A 14,534-nucleotide genomic window follows, 5' to 3' on the forward strand; every position below is an offset into this window, starting at 1 on the left:
CTACGACTCCGCGGGGGACGGCGCCGCGGCGGCCGCTGCTGCCGCCGCCGCGCCCTGGCGGCGGCCCCTGCGGACGCCGAAGTAGTACGCGAGCACGCCCGCGCCCAGGGCCGCCTGGAGGGCGAACAGCGCCGACTCGATCTCCGCGGAGGGGGGTTCGTACAGCGGCGAGAACCACGGCTCGTAGTCCGGCTTCAGCTCGGTGATGGCCGATTCGGCCTGCCCGTCGGCGCCGGTGAAGGGCTCCTCCTTGCCCTCGCCCAGCCCCAGCGCGAGCGGGAGCACGGCCAGCGCCGCGACGAGGAGCAGCAGCAGGGTGTTGATCTTTGCGTTCCTGGACATCAGACCGTCGCCTCCTGCTTCGACGTACCCGGGGTGAGCTTGGCGACGCCCAGCCGGACCAGGTCCGACTTGCTCGACTGCATCAGCAGCCGCATCACGAGCACGGTCAGCAGGCCTTCGCTGACCGCGAGCGGGATCTGGGTGAGCGCGAAGATCTCGCCGAACTTCAGGAGCGAGCCGGTGAATCCGGTGGCCGCGTCGGGGAAGGCCAGCGCCAGCTGGACGGAGGTGACGCAGTAGGTGACCAGGTCGGCGAAGAAGGCGCCGAAGAACACGGTGACCAGCAGCGGCACACCGGCCTTGCGCAGCAGCCGGTAGATCCCGTAGCCCGCCCAGGGGCCGGCGATCGCCATCGAGAAGACGTTGGCGCCCAGGGTGGTGAGCCCGCCGTGTGCCAGCAGCAGCGCCTGGAAGAGCAGGGTGATGGTGCCGAGGACGGCCATGATCGGCGGCCGGAAGAGGATCGCCCCCAGCCCCGTGCCGGTGGGGTGGGAACAGCTGCCCGTCACGGAAGGGATCTTCAGCGCGGACAGTACGAAAGTGAACGCCCCGGACGCTCCGAGCAGCAGCGTGCTCTCCGGATTGGCCTTCACCTCGCGGGTGAGGGCGCGCACGCCGTGGACGACGAACGGAGCGGACGCGGCGCCCCAGGCGACCGCGTGCAAGGGGGGCAGGAAGCCCTCGGCTATATGCATGAGTGGGGAGACCTCTCCAGCACCTCGTGGATGGACGACGCGCCCTGGCCGGTCTCCTGGCTCACGGGTCTTGATGCCCGGACTCCGCCTTCCCGGGGCCGTGCGGTCTCCCGCGCGGGCCCAGTGGCTTCCCGCAAGAATGGAGCCGGACTTCCCGATCACAGTGGCGAGGGCCGCACCGGTTTCCCACCGGTTTCCCGAACACCAAGGCCCGATGACCCTAGTCGGCCGCGCGGACCGGTAACAACCCGCCCCAAACGCGCCGAACGGTGGCCGGATTCCACTTAATGGTCACTCCGCGGAATCACCGTGCCGCCTTCGGCACCAACGGCCCCCTCCGGAGCGGGAGTTCCCCCTGTCCGTGACTGCCCGGAACCGGCTGTCGCGCACCGCCGCGCTGTTCCGTACGGGCGCGCCCGCAGACGCGCACCCGTACGGGCGCGGCCCGGTGGCGGCGCGGCCCCGCCGCGCACAGGCTGGGGGCGTGGCTGCCGACTACTCGTACCCGGACCTGACCGCCCTCTACGTGAACTGCACGCTCAAGCGCTCGCCGGAGCCCAGCAACACCGAGGGGCTGATCGACAGGAGCCGCGCGGTCATGGAGTCGGCCGGCGTCCGGACCTCGCTCATCCGCGCCGTCGACCACGACATCGCGACGGGCGTCTGGCCGGACATGACCGAGCACGGCTGGGAGAGCGACCAGTGGCCCGTCCTCTACAGCCAGGTCATGGACGCCGACATCCTCGTGCTGTGCGGCCCGATCTGGCTCGGCGACAACAGCTCCGTGATGAAGCAGGTCATCGAGCGGCTTTACGCCTGCTCCTCGCTCCTGAACGAGCAGGGCCAGTACGCCTACTACGGGCGCGTCGGCGGCGCCCTGATCACCGGCAACGAGGACGGCGTCAAGCACTGCGCCATGAACGTCCTCTACAGCCTCCAGCACCTCGGCTACGCGATCCCGCCGCAGGCCGACGCCGGCTGGATCGGCGAGGCCGGACCCGGGCCCTCCTACCTCGACCCGGGCTCGGGCGGCCCCGAGAACGACTTCACCAACCGGAACACCACCTTCATGTCATGGAACCTCATGCACCTGGCCGCCCTCCTCAAGCGGTCGGGCGGGATCCCGGCCCACGGCAACCAGCGCTCGCTGTGGGACGCCGGCTGCCGTTTCGACTTCCCCAACCCCGAGCACCGCTGAGCCGTCCGGCCCCTCAGCAGCAGACGTTCCGGTGCGCGACGTCCAGGACGAACCGCTCCGGGTGGTGCAGCTTGTGGGTGCTGAAGGCCGGCTTGGACCCGAAGGCGGCGCCGAAGGTGACGTACCCCTCGAAGTCGCCGGTGAGGGCGAGACCCTTGAGCCGGGGCAGATCGATCGTGATGAGCTTCGGCCCGCGGTAGACGCTCCTGCCGTCGTCATCGTGAGCGGCGGCGGGATGCAGGCGGATCTGCAGGAAGAACGCCCCGGCGAGCGGGACGGGCTTGCCGGACCCGTCGTAGACGAGCCGGGAGACGGGGGTGACGGTGACCGGGGGAACGTGTCCCCGCAGGTCGATGACGATCCGGTCGTACGTGCAGTGTCCGCCCCAGCGGGCATTGACGACGAGCGGGGTCCGGGTGGTGCGGGCGCGGCTGTCGGTGGCGCCGGCCGTGGCGGCCGGAGCGGCGAGCGCGATCCCGGCGGTGAGCAGAACGCCCGTGGCCAGGGCGGTGACCTGCCGGCGGCGTGGGTGGTTCATGACGTCCCCTCGATTCTCGAGAGACGGGGACTGGTGTCACCATCTAGGACATTCCCGGCACACCCGTTGGTTGCACCCCGCGCGGACGGGTTGGCCGCGGGCGGTGGGGGAAGTGGGCGATCGCCGGTACGGGCCGCCGTCGAGGTGGCAGTGTGGGCGGGTGGGAAGCGGCCGTGCCACAGGGGAGAGCAGACGCCTCGTCTCAGATCGTCACGTCATGTCCTGGGCGCCCTCGTCCTCGCCCTGGCGGTCGCCGGGTGCGGTGACGGGGAGGAGCGGGAGGTGTCGCAGGAGGGGAAGGGCGGCTACCCGTGGGTGGCCACGGATGAGATCTGCAACGACATGCCGTACGGGAAGCTGGCGGATCCGCTCGGGGCGCGGCAGGAGGTCGCGGACCGCGCCGGGCGGTCCGGAGGGGGTGCGCCCGGGTTCACGTGCGTACAGCCGCTCGTCGAGACGGGCCCGGCCACGTGGAAGAACGTGAAGGTGGAGCTGGACTTCGCCTTCACCGAGAGCGTCGACTTCGCCAAGGACATCCACGCCAAGGACCGGGAGAACGTCGGCAAGGACATCGCGGACAGCGGTCTCGTCCCCGTGGAGAAGGTCGGGAAGGAGGCCTTCCGGTTCGGCTACGACAAGCCGGCCGACCTGCGGCAGGTACGGGAGCTCCACGTCCGGGACAGCAACCTGCTGTTCGACGTGACCGTGACCGCCGAGGCGCACACCCCTCCCACCCCCGAGAGCCTCAAGGCGCTGGACGCGGCCGTGGACGGCTTCGCCAGGGCGTGCCTCAAGGAGCTCCGGAAGTAGCCCCGGGATGCGGCGGGGGCCCGGCGCGCGCCGGGCCCCCGCGTAGTACCACCGCCTACGACCACCGCGCGAGCGGCGTCAGCACTCGATGACGTTGACCGCGAGACCGCCGCGGGCGGTCTCCTTGTACTTCACCTTCATGTCGGCGCCGGTCTCCTTCATGGTCTTGATGACCTTGTCGAGGGAGACCTTGTGGCTGCCGTCGCCGCGCATGGCCATCTTGGCGGCGGTGACGGCCTTGACGGCCGCCATGCCGTTGCGCTCGATGCAGGGGATCTGGACCAGGCCGCCGACCGGGTCGCAGGTCAGGCCGAGGTTGTGCTCCATGCCGATCTCCGCGGCGTTCTCGACCTGCTCCGGGGTGCCGCCCAGCACCTCGGCGAGGGCGCCGGCCGCCATCGAGCAGGCGGAGCCGACCTCGCCCTGGCAGCCGACCTCGGCGCCGGAGATCGAGGCGTTCTCCTTGAACAGCATGCCGATCGCGCCCGCGGCGAGGAGGAAGCGGACCACGCCGTCCTCGTCCGCGCCCGGCACGAAGTTCACGTAGTAGTGCAGCACCGCCGGCAGGACGCCCGCAGCGCCGTTCGTCGGGGCGGTCACGACCCGGCCGCCCGCCGCGTTCTCCTCGTTGACCGCCATCGCGTAGATCGTCGTCCACTCGCTGCGGTGCATCATCGGGTCGCCCTCGGTGCGCAGCTGGCGCGCCGTGGAGGCCGCCCGGCGCTTGACGCGCAGGCCGCCGGGGAGGATCCCCTCCCGGGACATGCCGCGGGAGACGCAGGACTGCATGACCCGCCAGATCTCCAGGAGGCCCTCGCGGATCTCCTCCTCCGTGCGCCAGGCCTTCTCGTTCTCCAGCATCAGCGAGGAGATCGACAGGCCGGTCTCGTTCGCCAGGCGCAGCATCTCGTCACCGGAGCGGAAGGGGTACTTCAGCACCGTGTCGTCGAGCTTGATCCGGTCCTCGCCGACCGCGTCCTCGTCGACGACGAAACCGCCGCCGACCGAGTAGTAGGTCTTCTCCAGCAGCGGGGCGCCCGCCTCGTCGTACGCGAAGAGCGTCATGCCGTTCGCGTGGTACGGCAGCGAGCGGCGACGGTGCAGGATCAGCTGGTTCGGCTCGTCGAAGGCGATCTCGTGGACGTCGCCTATCTCCGCGCCCAGCAGGCGCAGGCGGCCGCTCTTGCGGATGCGTTCCACCTCGTCGTCCGCCGTCTCCACGTTCACCGTGCGGGGCGAGTGGCCCTCCAGGCCGAGCAGCACCGCCTTGGGGGTGCCGTGGCCGTGTCCGGTCGCGCCGAGGGAGCCGAACAGCTCCGCGCGGACGGACGCGGTCTGGGCGAGGACACCGTCCTTCTTCAGCCGCGTGACGAACATGCGCGCCGCGCGCATCGGGCCGACCGTGTGGGAGGAGGACGGGCCGATGCCGATGGAGAAGAGGTCGAAGACGGAGATGGCCACTGGCGGACTCCCTTGTCTGCTCGTGGGGTGGGAGGGGGCAGGAGAGGCGGATCGTGCCGGGTAGGGCGGATTGCGCGGATTTTGTCCGACAGACGAGCTTAACGCGGCGAAATGAACGGCTTGGCCGCCGAACGGATCGGGAGGGGTACGGGCGCGTGTACGGGATCAAGGCGCGCCCGGGCATGGGAAGGGCCCGGCCCCGTACGAGACGCGGCCGGGCCCCCGGTCCGTCGTTAGAGCGACGGGTAGAGCGGGAACTTCGCGGCGAGCGCGGAGACGCGCGCCTTCAGGCCCTCGCTGTCAGTACGCCCGAAGGGAGAAGGCGCCTTCAGCGCTGCCGCGATGATCTCGGCGACCTCGGTGAAGTCCTCGGCGCCGAAACCGCGGGTGGCGAGCGCCGGCGTACCGATGCGCAGGCCCGAGGTGACCATCGGCGGGCGGGGGTCGTTCGGGATGGCGTTCCGGTTGACCGTGATGCCGATCTCGTGGAGCCGGTCCTCGGCCTGCTGGCCGTCCAGCTCGGAGTTGCGCAGGTCGACCAGGACCAGGTGGACGTCCGTACCGCCGGAGAGGACGGAGACGCCGGCCTCGGTGACGTCGGGCTGCACCAGGCGCTCGGCGATGATCTTCGCACCCTCCAGGGTGCGCACCTGGCGCTCCTTGAACTCCTCCGAGGCGGCGACCTTGAAGGACACGGCCTTGGCGGCGATCACGTGCTCCAGCGGGCCGCCCTGCTGACCCGGGAAGACCGCGGAGTTGATCTTCTTGGCCAGCTCCTGCGTCGACAGGATGACACCGCCGCGCGGACCGCCGAGGGTCTTGTGCGTGGTGGTGGTGACGACGTGGGCGTGCGGCACCGGGTTCGGGTGCAGACCCGCGGCGACCAGGCCCGCGAAGTGCGCCATGTCGACCATCAGGTACGCGCCGACCTCGTCCGCGATGCGGCGGAAGGCGGCGAAGTCCAGCTGGCGCGGGTAGGCGGACCAGCCGGCGACGATCAGCTGCGGCTTGGACTCCTTGGCGAGGCGCTCGACCTCGGCCATGTCGACCTGACCGGTCTCGTCGACGTGGTACGGGACCACGTTGTAGAGCTTGCCGGAGAAGTTGATCTTCATGCCGTGGGTCAGGTGACCGCCGTGGGCCAGGTTCAGGCCCATGATCGTGTCGCCCGGCTTCAGCAGCGCGAACATCGCGGCGGCGTTCGCCTGCGCACCCGAGTGCGGCTGGACGTTCGCGGCCTCGGCGCCGAACAGCGCCTTGATGCGGTCGATCGCGATCTGCTCGACCACGTCGACGTGCTCGCAACCACCGTAGTAACGGCGGCCCGGGTAGCCCTCGGCGTACTTGTTGGTCAGGACCGAACCCTGGGCCTCCATGACGGCGACCGGAGCGAAGTTCTCCGAGGCGATCATTTCGAGGGTCGACTGCTGGCGCACGAGCTCGGCGTCGACGGCGGCGGCGACGTCGGGGTCGAGCTCGTGGAGAGGGGTGTTCAGCACGGACATCAGGGTTCCCTGGGTCAGTTGTCGGAGTGGGTGAGCGCGGCGTACTCCTCCGCGGAGAGCAGGTCGGCCGGCTCCTCCGCGATGCGCACCTTGAACAGCCAGCCACCCTCGAACGGGGCGGTGTTCACCAGGGCCGGGTCGTCCACGACGTCCTGGTTGAACTCGACGACCTCACCGGTGACGGGGGAGTAGAGGTCGCTGACCGACTTGGTCGACTCCAGCTCGCCGCAGGTCTCGCCCGCGGTCACCGTGTCGCCTACCTCGGGGAGCTGGGCGTAGACGACGTCACCGAGCGCGTTGGCCGCGAACTCGGTGATGCCGACCGTCGCGACGCCGTCCTCGGCGGCCGACAGCCACTCGTGCTCCTTGCTGAAACGCAGCTTCTCGGGGTTGCTCATGGCCTGATTCTCCTGGATGCGGGGGAGTGGATCGAACAGCGGTCTTGGGTACTGAGACGGCGCGCCGCACGGGCCCCGCAGGGGCGCCCGGACGGCGGGGTCGTGTGCGGGACTACTTCTGCCGCTTGTAGAACGGCAGCGCCACGACCTCGTACGGCTCATGCGTACCGCGAATGTCGACGCCGACGCCGGAGGCGCCGGGCGCGGCGTGCGCCGCGTCCACGTACGCCATCGCGATCGGCTTGCCCAGCGTCGGGGAGGGGGCGCCGGAGGTGACCTCGCCGATGACCTGACCGCCGGCGACGACCGGGAAGCCGGCGCGCGGGACGCGGCGGCCCTCGGCGACCAGGCCGACCAGCTTGCGCGGCGGGTTGGTCGCGGCGCGCTCGGCGGCGGCCTCCAGCGCGGCGCGGCCGACGAAGTCGCCCTCCTTCTCGAACTTCACGACACGGCCCAGACCGGCGTCGAAGGGGGTGAGGGAGGTGCTCAGCTCGTGCCCGTACAGCGGCATGCCCGCTTCCAGGCGCAGGGTGTCGCGGCAGGACAGGCCGGCCGGGACCAGGCCCACGCCCTCGCCGGCCTTGGTCAGCGCCTGCCACAGCTCGACGGCGTGCTCGGGGGAGACGAACAGCTCGAAGCCGTCCTCGCCGGTGTAGCCGGTACGGGCGATCAGCGCGGGCGCGCCCGCGACGGTGCCCGGCAGGCCGGCGTAGTACTTCAGCCCGTCCAGGTCGGCGTCGGTGAGGGAGGCCAGGATGCCGGGGGACTCGGGGCCCTGGACGGCGATCAGCGCGTAGGCGTCGCGGTCGTCGCGGACCTCGGTGTCGAAGCCGGCGGCGCGCTCGGTGAGCGCGTCCAGCACCACCTGGGCGTTGGAGGCGTTGGCGACGACCATGTACTCGGTCTCGCCCAGGCGGTAGACGATCAGGTCGTCGACGATCCCGCCGTCCTCCTGGCAGATGTGCGTGTAGCGGGCGCGGCCGACGCCGACGGTGGAGATGTTGCCGACCAGCGCGTAGTCGAGGGCCTTGACCGCTTCGGGGCCGGTGAGCGTGATCTCACCCATGTGGGACAGGTCGAAGAGACCGGCCTTGGTGCGGACGGCGTTGTGCTCGTCGCGCTCGCTGCCGTACCGCAGCGGCATGTCCCAGCCCGCGAAGTCGGTCATGGTGGCACCGAGCGAACGGTGCACCGCATCGAGGGCGGTCAGACGGGGGGCAGTGCTCATGGGTGTGGCTCCCGGGTCCCAGGGCATGACATGACGAGGAGGGTCCTCCCCATCTGTCATCGGAACCTGAGAGGTTCGCCAGGAGTTCCCCCGGTCGTCAGGGGTCCTCGGCTTGCACCTTGGGTGGAGCCTGCGCCGACGCGCAGCTCGCTTTTCAGATCTGCCTCATCCACGCGGTACGGGGCCTGAGAGATTCAAGGGAGGTTCTTGCTCCTTCGGCGCCCGCGCACGGCCTTGCGGCGTGCCGGGACTCTCCCGCGCGGATTCAAGCGGCCGGTATGCAGTTGGTCCAGATGGCGCACATCATTGCACGCCACGGCGGTGATCGGTGGTGCGGCCCCGAAAGTTCGTGCGGTCCTCAAGCGGCCGGACCGGAACCGGGCCTGCCGGATTACCGTCTCTTTACACTCAGTGGGCAAGGGTCCTGCGGGCCCGATTCGGGGGAGGCGAACGCTGTGCGGAGATTCGGAGCGGTGACGGCTGCGGGGACCGTGGACGCGGTTCCGGCGCAGCGGGGTCCGCGCGTGCGGAGCGCGGCGGCCGGCCCGGTGCGCGACCTCCGCGGACCGGGGGTGCGGGGGCCGCAGCGGCTGGGCTTCGCCGCGGGGGACATCGTCGTGGTGTCCGGCCTGCCGGGAGGCGGCAAGAGCACGCTGATCAAGCGGGCGGCGGCCGAGGGCGGAGCCATCGACTCCCAGGACACGCGCGAGCGCTGGGAGCGGAGGATGCCGGGGGCGGTGCCCTACGCCGTCTACCGCCCGCTGGTCCGGGCCGCCCACTACTGGGGCTTGTGGCGCACGCTGCGCTCCGGCGCCTCGGTCGTCGTGCACGACTGCGGTACGCAGACCTGGGTACGGAGCCTGCTCGCGGCGGCCGCGCGCCGCCGGGGCCGGGCGCTGCACCTGCTGCTCCTGGACACCAGCCCCGAGGAGGCCCTGGCCGGCCAGGCGGCGCGGGGGCGCGGGGTCTCGGCGTACGCCTTCGCCCGCCACCGGGGGGCGGTGACCCGCCTGCTCCGCTCCGCGGAGGCCGGCCATCCTCCGCCGGGCTGCGCCTCGGCCACCCTCCTGGACCGCCGCTCGGCCGCCGCCGTGACGCGCATCGCGTTCCACCCCTGACGTCCGGCTGCGGCGCCGCTGCCGGGCCCTGCCCGGACCCGCGCCTCAAACGCCGGCGGAGCTGGAGGTGGCCGGCGTAGGCCTGCAAGTGAAAGGCGGCAGGAGGCAAAACCAGCCTCGCCGGCGTTTGAGGCGCGGGGTCTGGGGCGGAGCCCCAGGAGCGGCGCCGCACTTGTTCGGCCTGGCCTCGCGGAGGGGGCGGGAGCCAAATCCAGCCCCGCCGGCGTTTGAGGCGCGGGGTCTGGGGCGGAGCCCCAGGAGACGGCGGCGCGGTCGGACGCGGACGGGCGGCCCCGGCGGCGGTGCCGCGGACCGGGCCGGTACCCTGCGGGGCGACACGCGGCGGGATCACGGAGGCACGGACATGCAGGGCAGCGGCTGGCCGGGGAATGAGCTGGAGCAGGTGCTCGGGGCGGCGCTGGGGCAGCCGGATGCCGGCGGGCGGATCCTCGAGGTGCTCGGGCGGAGCCAGGTGTGGGTGCCCCTGCCCGCCGGCGGCGGCCCCGAGCAGGGCGCGCTGACCCTCCCCACGATGGAGATCGCCGGGGCGGCGTACGTCCCGGTGTACAGCTCCGAGGCCCAGTTCCACGCCTGCGTCGGCCCCGGTATGGACTTCGCCGTGGCCCCCGCCGTCGAGTTCGCCCGCGGACTGCCCCCGCAGCTCGGCATCGCGCTCAACCCCGAGGGCGCCGTCGGCGTCCCGCTCCCCCCGCCCGCCGTGGCGGAGCTGTGCCGAACCGGCCGGACCCCCCTCGACGGCCCGGCCACCGGCGGCCGCGTACGGCTCTACGAGCCCGACTGGCAGGACGATCCGGTCGATTTCCTGGCCGCCGCCGCCGAGGAGTTCCGCTCCACCGGCGTGGTCGCCGCCGCCCACCGCTGCCTCGCGAGCGTCGAGGGCGGGGAGCCGGAACTGTTCATCGGTGTCCGCCTGCTGGGATGGGAGCCCGAGATGCGAAACGCCCCGATGGACGCCCTGGGACGCGCCCTGACCCGCGTTCCGCCGCCCTGGCCCGTGCAGTTGATCCTCCTCGACGCCGCCCAGGACCCGGTCACGGACTGGATTCGTGAGCGCGTACGCCCCTTCTACCTGCCGTAGCGCCGCTTAAGCTGTTGGTACGTGTGGACGACGGGCGGACGAAGAGGGGTACCGGGTGAGTGCGTCAGGCACGGCCGAGGCCGGGCAGGTCGAGCACATGCTGCGCCAGGTGACTCCGGGGCGCTACGAGGGCTACGAGTCGCTTCTGCACGCCCTCTCCGAGGGCCGGCTGTGGATGCTCCTCTGGCAGGGGCAGCCGGGTTCCCCGGACGCCCAGTACGGCGGCATGGAGGTCGAGGGGCTGGGCTACGCGCCCTGCGTGACCTCCCCGCAGGAGCTGGCCGCCAGCGGCTGGAACCGGGGCTACGAGGTCGTGACCGGGCGGGACATCGCCCGGGCGCTCTACCCCGACCGCTGGGGCCTGTGGCTCAACCCGCACGCCCAGGGCGGCGGACTCGGCGTCCCCTGGGCCGACCTGCGCCGCATCGCGACCGGCCTGGACCGGATGCCGGCCGGCCCGCTGCGGCTCTCCGAGCCCGCCATCGAGCTCCCGCAGTTCTACGGGCTGCTGACCCAGCACGCCCACCGCACCCCCGCGGTCCGGTCGCTGCGCCGGGCCTGGGTGCAGCCCGCGCTCGGGTCCCCGTACCTCGCGGTCGGGCTGGACCTGTACGACGCCTCCGGGCCCGCGCTGGAATCCGTACGGGAGATGATGCGGCAGTCCGTCGGCGTCGTCCCCGAGGGCGTCCCGGTGTGCACGGTCGCCCTGGCGGACGAGCACGACCCCGTGGCGATGTGGCTGCGCGCGCAGACCCGGCCGTTCTACGACCGCGAGGGCCAGGCTCCCGCCTACTGAGCGGCACCGATCAGCACATCCACATATTGAGACATTCATCTCGAAGGCCGCACCGGACCCACCGGTGCGGCCTTCGGCATATCCACCGAATGCACCCAAGAACCATGCCCGACATGGCAGTTGGGCCGGATGTCCGTTCCGCGCCGAAGGGGCACCGTTTCACCGCTCACCAGCGCACGCGGTTCGGATAACGGAAGGTGTAGGCGCAGATCACGGTTGCGCATCACATCACCGGCAGGTCTGGCGGGCGATTGAGAGGCCGTTGAAGACTCCCCCCACCGAAGGCCGGTCAATCCCGCAATCACCTGCTCTTCACGTGCACTTCAGGCGCATATCGCGCCATCGCACCATCTAGCGACGCCGAAAGAACCAAAGCCGCCACAGCGGCGGGCATGGGCCGGCCACCGTCGGCCGAGAGGGGTCCCCACCACGATGACGGCACCACTGCACGACACCAGCGCGGCCGAGCCCGCGGCCGTGGCCGCCCCCGAAGTTCCGCAGAAGGCGATCGAAGGACGCTCGCCGTGGCAGATCGCCTGGCTGCGCCTCAAGCGTGACAAGGTCGCCCTGGCCGGCGGTGTCGTCGTGCTCCTCCTGATCCTCGTCGCGATCTTCGCGCCGCTGATCGTCAAGGCCTTCGGCCACCCGCCGGAGGAACTGCACGAGGACCTGCTGGACCCGCTGCTCGGCCTGCCGGCCGGCGACTGGGGCGGCATGAACGGCGACTTCCTGCTGGGCATCGAGCCGGTCAACGGCCGCGACGTCTTCAGCCGGATCGTCTACGGCGCCCGCATCTCGCTGCTGGTGGCCTTCCTGTCCGCCTTCGTCGCGGTCTCCCTGGGCACCGTCTTCGGCATCATCGCCGGATACTTCGGAGGCTGGATCGACGCGGCCATCAGCCGCGTCATGGACCTGCTGCTGGCCTTCCCGCAGCTGCTGTTCATCATCGCGCTGATCTCCGTCATCCCTAGCAAGCTGTGGGGCTTCGAGGGATCGGGCCTGCGCATCGCCGTACTGGTGCTGGTGATCGGCTTCTTCGGCTGGCCGTACATCGGCCGCATCGTCCGGGGCCAGACCCTGTCGCTGCGCGAACGCGAGTACGTCGAAGCGGCGCGCAGCCTCGGCGCGGGCCGCACGTACATCCTCTTCCGCGAACTGCTCCCGAACCTGGTGGCGCCCATCACCGTCTACTCGACGCTGATGATCCCCACCAACGTGCTGACCGAGGCCGCCCTGAGCTTCCTCGGAGTCGGCGTCAAGCCGCCCACGCCGTCCTGGGGAGAGACCCTCTCCACGGCCGTGCGGACCTACGAGGACGATCCGCTCTTCATGATCTTCCCCGGCGTAGCGATCTTCATCACCGTGCTGGCCTTCAACCTCTTCGGCGACGGCGTCCGTGACGCCCTCGACCCGAAGGGCTCCCGCTAGCCATCGCAGGGCACACCAGGAACCGGCTTCGAGCCGTAAGCACACCGGAACACCGGTACTACAACGGAGGGTTGCGAGCATCGTGACTACCCATCGCACGTCGAAGCGCAGACTGGCCGCCGGCACCGCCGTCGTGCTCGCGGCCATGCTGACCGCGACCGCCTGTGGCGGCAACGACAAGACGGACGAGAAGTCGAGCGGCGGGGGCTTCAACGCCGGCATCGGCAAGGTCGCCAACGCGTCGGACAAGAAGGGCGGCGAGCTCAAGTTCGTCGGCACCCAGGAAGCCGACTCGTGGGACCCGCAGCGCGGCTACTACGGCTTCATGTGGGACTTCGCCCGCTACTACACGCGTCAGCTGGTCAGCTACAAGGCGGCCCCGGGTGAGCAGAGCACCGAGCTGGTGCCCGACCTCGCCACCGCCAAGGCCGAGATCAGCGATGGCGGCAAGACCTACAAGTACACCCTCAAGGACAACGTGACCTGGGAGGACGGCACGCCCGTCACCGCCCAGGACGTGAAGTACGGCATCGAGCGCACCTGGGCCCAGGACGTCATCTCCGGCGGCCCGGTCTACCTGATGCAGGTCCTCGACCCGAAGACCGAGTACCCGGGCCCGTACAAGGACACCGCCCCGGACAAGCTCGGCCTCAAGGCGATCGAGACGCCGGACGCGAAGACCATCATCTTCCACCTGCCGCAGGCCAACGGTGACTTCGAGCAGATGCTGGCCATGCCGGCGGCGACCCCGGTCAAGCAGGAGAAGGACACCGCGGCGAAGTACGGCCTGAAGCCGTTCTCCAACGGTCCGTACAAGATCGACTCGTACGAGCCCAACAAGAGCATGAAGCTCTCGCGCAACGAGAACTGGAAGCCCGAGTCGGACACCATCCGCAAGGCGCTCCCGGACTCCATCTCGGTCACGTTCATGGCGAACGCGGACGACATGGACAAGCGCCTGATGAACGGCGAGTTCGACGTCGACATCAACGCGACCGGCATCGGCCAGGCGGCCCGCGCCACCGCGCTGAAGGACCACAAGGACAACCTGGACAACGGCCAGACCGGCTTCATCCGGTACGCCGTCATGCCGACGACCGTCGCGCCGTTCGACAACGTCGAGTGCCGCAGGGCCGTCATCTACGGCGCCGACCACAAGTCCCTGCAGACCGCCCGCGGCGGCCCGCAGGCCGGTGGCGACATCGCCCCCAACATGCTCCCGGCGGGCATCAAGGGCGCCGACCCCAAGTACGACCCGTACGAGGTCCTGAAGAACGACGGCAAGCCGAACGTCGAGAAGGCCAAGGCCGCCCTGAAGGCCTGCGGCAAGGAGGGCGGCTTCAAGACCACGATCGCCGTCCGCAACAACAAGCCGGTCGAGATCGCCACGGCCGTCTCGCTGCAGAACTCCCTGAAGCAGATCGGCATCGAGGCCGATGTCGACCAGTTCGACGGCGCCCAGACCTCCGGCATCATCGGTTCGCCGAAGGTGGTCAAGGAGAAGGGCTACGGCATCATCATCATGGGCTGGGGCGCCGACTTCCCGACCGGACAGGGCTTCTCCCAGCCGCTGGTCGACGGCCGCTTCATCCTGCAGAGCGGTAACAACAACTTCTCCGAGCTGAACGACCCGGCGATCAACACCCTGTTCGACCAGGCCATCGCGGAGACCGACCCGGTCAAGGCCGGCGAGATCTACAAGAAGATGAACGAGAAGGTCTCCGAGGCCGCGGTCTACCTGCCCTTCGTCTACGACAAGACGATCACGTGGCGCAGCTCCCGGCTGACGAACGCCTACACCTCCGACGCCTACAACGGCCGGTACGACTACGCGTCGCTCGGTGTCATGAAGTAGCAGTCCGTCAGACCCGGTTCAGATCCACTTTCCAGTGTTCCAGTGCCACACCCGCTAGGCACG

The 14,534-nt window shown here is 70.5% G+C and carries 14 protein-coding genes and 2 riboswitches; of the genes, 7 read left to right on the forward strand and 7 right to left on the reverse strand.

The features are described 5' to 3' along the window. Together ACIP5M_RS18980 and ACIP5M_RS18985 are read right to left on the reverse strand one after the other, a co-directional pair. Window positions 1-342, reverse strand: a complete 342-nt coding sequence (locus ACIP5M_RS18980; RefSeq protein ID WP_401198390.1) for an energy-coupling factor ABC transporter substrate-binding protein — start codon at window positions 340-342, stop codon at window positions 1-3. Beyond that, window positions 342-1,037, reverse strand: coding sequence for an energy-coupling factor ABC transporter permease (locus ACIP5M_RS18985; RefSeq protein WP_401198391.1), 696 nt, complete (start codon window positions 1,035-1,037; stop codon window positions 342-344). Before ACIP5M_RS18985 ends, ACIP5M_RS18980 begins: the two co-directional genes overlap by 1 nt. A gap of 28 nt (window positions 1,038-1,065) precedes the next feature. Continuing rightward, window positions 1,066-1,261, reverse strand: a riboswitch (cobalamin riboswitch). A 260-nt stretch (window positions 1,262-1,521) separates the two neighbouring features. On the opposite strand from ACIP5M_RS18985, the gene ACIP5M_RS18990 reads away from it, so the two are divergent. Next, window positions 1,522-2,235, forward strand: a complete 714-nt coding sequence (locus ACIP5M_RS18990) for a flavodoxin family protein (RefSeq protein WP_401198552.1) — start codon at window positions 1,522-1,524, stop codon at window positions 2,233-2,235. Window positions 2,236-2,248: 13 nt separating this feature from the next. Here ACIP5M_RS18990 and ACIP5M_RS18995 read toward each other — a convergent pair whose 3' ends face one another. After that, complete coding sequence (locus tag ACIP5M_RS18995) at window positions 2,249-2,773, reverse strand: hypothetical protein (RefSeq protein WP_401198393.1); 525 nt, start codon at window positions 2,771-2,773, stop codon at window positions 2,249-2,251. A 282-nt stretch (window positions 2,774-3,055) separates the two neighbouring features. On the opposite strand from ACIP5M_RS18995, the gene ACIP5M_RS19000 reads away from it, so the two are divergent. After that, the gene (locus tag ACIP5M_RS19000) at window positions 3,056-3,583 is read left to right on the forward strand and encodes a hypothetical protein (protein ID WP_401198395.1); all 528 of its coding nucleotides are present in this window, start codon (window positions 3,056-3,058) and stop codon (window positions 3,581-3,583) included. Window positions 3,584-3,661: 78 nt separating this feature from the next. Here the strand turns inward: ACIP5M_RS19000 and ACIP5M_RS19005 are convergent, their stop codons facing one another. The 4 genes from ACIP5M_RS19005 to gcvT form a co-directional block, all read right to left on the reverse strand. After that, window positions 3,662-5,044, reverse strand: coding sequence for an L-serine ammonia-lyase (locus ACIP5M_RS19005; RefSeq protein WP_401198397.1), 1,383 nt, complete (start codon window positions 5,042-5,044; stop codon window positions 3,662-3,664). Between the two features lie 233 nt (window positions 5,045-5,277). Next, on the reverse strand, window positions 5,278-6,549 hold the full coding sequence (gene glyA / locus ACIP5M_RS19010; RefSeq protein WP_401198399.1) for a serine hydroxymethyltransferase: 1,272 nt from the start codon (window positions 6,547-6,549) through the stop codon (window positions 5,278-5,280). Window positions 6,550-6,563: 14 nt separating this feature from the next. Then, complete coding sequence (gene gcvH / locus ACIP5M_RS19015) at window positions 6,564-6,947, reverse strand: glycine cleavage system protein GcvH (protein WP_401198401.1); 384 nt, start codon at window positions 6,945-6,947, stop codon at window positions 6,564-6,566. A gap of 112 nt (window positions 6,948-7,059) precedes the next feature. Then, window positions 7,060-8,175, reverse strand: a complete 1,116-nt coding sequence (gene gcvT / locus ACIP5M_RS19020; protein ID WP_401198403.1) for a glycine cleavage system aminomethyltransferase GcvT — start codon at window positions 8,173-8,175, stop codon at window positions 7,060-7,062. Between the two features lie 164 nt (window positions 8,176-8,339). Further along, window positions 8,340-8,443: riboswitch (glycine riboswitch) on the reverse strand. Between the two features lie 205 nt (window positions 8,444-8,648). Here gcvT and ACIP5M_RS19025 point away from each other — a divergent pair. The 5 genes from ACIP5M_RS19025 (at window position 8,649) to ACIP5M_RS19045 (ending at window position 14,471) form a co-directional block, all read left to right on the forward strand. Continuing rightward, window positions 8,649-9,293, forward strand: a complete 645-nt coding sequence (locus tag ACIP5M_RS19025) for an AAA family ATPase (protein WP_401198405.1) — start codon at window positions 8,649-8,651, stop codon at window positions 9,291-9,293. Between the two features lie 364 nt (window positions 9,294-9,657). After that, a complete protein-coding gene (locus tag ACIP5M_RS19030) occupies window positions 9,658-10,392 on the forward strand; it encodes an enhanced serine sensitivity protein SseB (RefSeq protein WP_401198407.1) in 735 nt (244 codons plus the stop codon). Between the two features lie 55 nt (window positions 10,393-10,447). Beyond that, entirely contained in the window at window positions 10,448-11,188 is a 741-nt protein-coding gene (locus tag ACIP5M_RS19035) for an enhanced serine sensitivity protein SseB C-terminal domain-containing protein (protein WP_401198409.1), read from the forward strand. 432 nt (window positions 11,189-11,620) lie between these two features. Then, complete coding sequence (locus ACIP5M_RS19040) at window positions 11,621-12,616, forward strand: ABC transporter permease (RefSeq protein ID WP_401198411.1); 996 nt, start codon at window positions 11,621-11,623, stop codon at window positions 12,614-12,616. Window positions 12,617-12,698: 82 nt separating this feature from the next. Then, entirely contained in the window at window positions 12,699-14,471 is a 1,773-nt protein-coding gene (locus ACIP5M_RS19045) for an ABC transporter substrate-binding protein (protein WP_401198413.1), read from the forward strand. Window positions 14,472-14,534 lie beyond the last annotated feature (63 nt).

The sequence above is a fragment of the Streptomyces sp. NPDC088762 genome, assembly GCF_044750905.1.
Lineage (GTDB): Bacteria > Actinomycetota > Actinomycetes > Streptomycetales > Streptomycetaceae > Streptomyces.

What these genes read in the sequence shown, in the direction of transcription:
- ACIP5M_RS18980 (WP_401198390.1), bottom strand. Translation starts at nt 342, where the DNA reads ATGTCCAGGAACGCAAAGATCAACACCCTGCTGCTGCTCCTCGTCGCG.
- ACIP5M_RS18985 (WP_401198391.1), bottom strand. Translation starts at nt 1,037, where the DNA reads ATGCATATAGCCGAGGGCTTCCTGCCCCCCTTGCACGCGGTCGCCTGG.
- ACIP5M_RS18995 (WP_401198393.1), bottom strand. Translation starts at nt 2,773, where the DNA reads ATGAACCACCCACGCCGCCGGCAGGTCACCGCCCTGGCCACGGGCGTT.
- glyA (WP_401198399.1), bottom strand. Translation starts at nt 6,549, where the DNA reads ATGTCCGTGCTGAACACCCCTCTCCACGAGCTCGACCCCGACGTCGCC.
- gcvH (WP_401198401.1), bottom strand. Translation starts at nt 6,947, where the DNA reads ATGAGCAACCCCGAGAAGCTGCGTTTCAGCAAGGAGCACGAGTGGCTG.
- gcvT (WP_401198403.1), bottom strand. Translation starts at nt 8,175, where the DNA reads ATGAGCACTGCCCCCCGTCTGACCGCCCTCGATGCGGTGCACCGTTCG.
- ACIP5M_RS19030 (WP_401198407.1), top strand. Translation starts at nt 9,658, where the DNA reads ATGCAGGGCAGCGGCTGGCCGGGGAATGAGCTGGAGCAGGTGCTCGGG.
- ACIP5M_RS19040 (WP_401198411.1), top strand. Translation starts at nt 11,621, where the DNA reads ATGACGGCACCACTGCACGACACCAGCGCGGCCGAGCCCGCGGCCGTG.